Here is a 656-nt window from a genome sequence, read left to right as displayed (position 1 = left end):
ATTTGGTGAGCCTTTCTTGTTGGTATCAATACTTCGATTTGTTTCTACGCCTAAACAAAACATAAAGCAATAATCTAAATTTTGATGGTGGAAAAGTCATTAATGTTAATATGAAAAATATTAAACCAATATGACGCACATAACCTAATGCCACAGATGTATCATTAGAAAACATAAATAACCATGAGTTCAAAAATTCCTGATTAAATGCAACACTGTAATGTTGAGAGTTAAATAGAACAGAGACAAATAGATACAACCCCAAAAAGAATCCATTTTTCTTTAGTACATATAATTCAGACAATATAAAACTAACAACGACACCAATTATGCCAATTAATATATATAGTCCAGACTCCATATGGATTCCTATTTCTTATAATACGGTTCAATAGCGCTATCAATAGTAGCAACATCCGCTGCCATTTCAGAAAACAATGACAATTTTGTCGCTCTTCTCCACCCTCGCTCTAGATCTTTAGAAAAATAATAATACAATTTAAATTGAGTGACTTTTTCCGCCTCAGCCCATCCAGCTACACTTTTAGGATCAGATTTTAAAAGCCCATAGGCACTAGTAGCAATATCAACGCCTGAATATGCCAAGTTTCCCTCATTGACTCCAAACCCCATTTGTTTGGCTACATGTTGATACT

At 33.5% G+C, this 656-nt stretch carries 1 protein-coding gene; it reads right to left on the bottom strand.

Annotated elements, in window-relative coordinates:
• Positions 1–369 precede the first annotated feature (369 nt).
• Positions 370–656, bottom strand: a 287-nt coding sequence (locus AW165_RS18335; protein ID WP_155859654.1) for a DUF4225 domain-containing protein, incomplete at its 5' end; no start/stop codon positions are given.

Origin of the sequence: Acinetobacter sp. LMB-5, assembly GCF_001541635.1 — a bacterium.
Taxonomy (GTDB): domain Bacteria; phylum Pseudomonadota; class Gammaproteobacteria; order Pseudomonadales; family Moraxellaceae; genus Acinetobacter; species Acinetobacter pittii.
The sequence above is the reverse complement of the archived record's forward strand: the minus strand, read 5'-3'. Positions and strand labels throughout refer to the sequence as shown.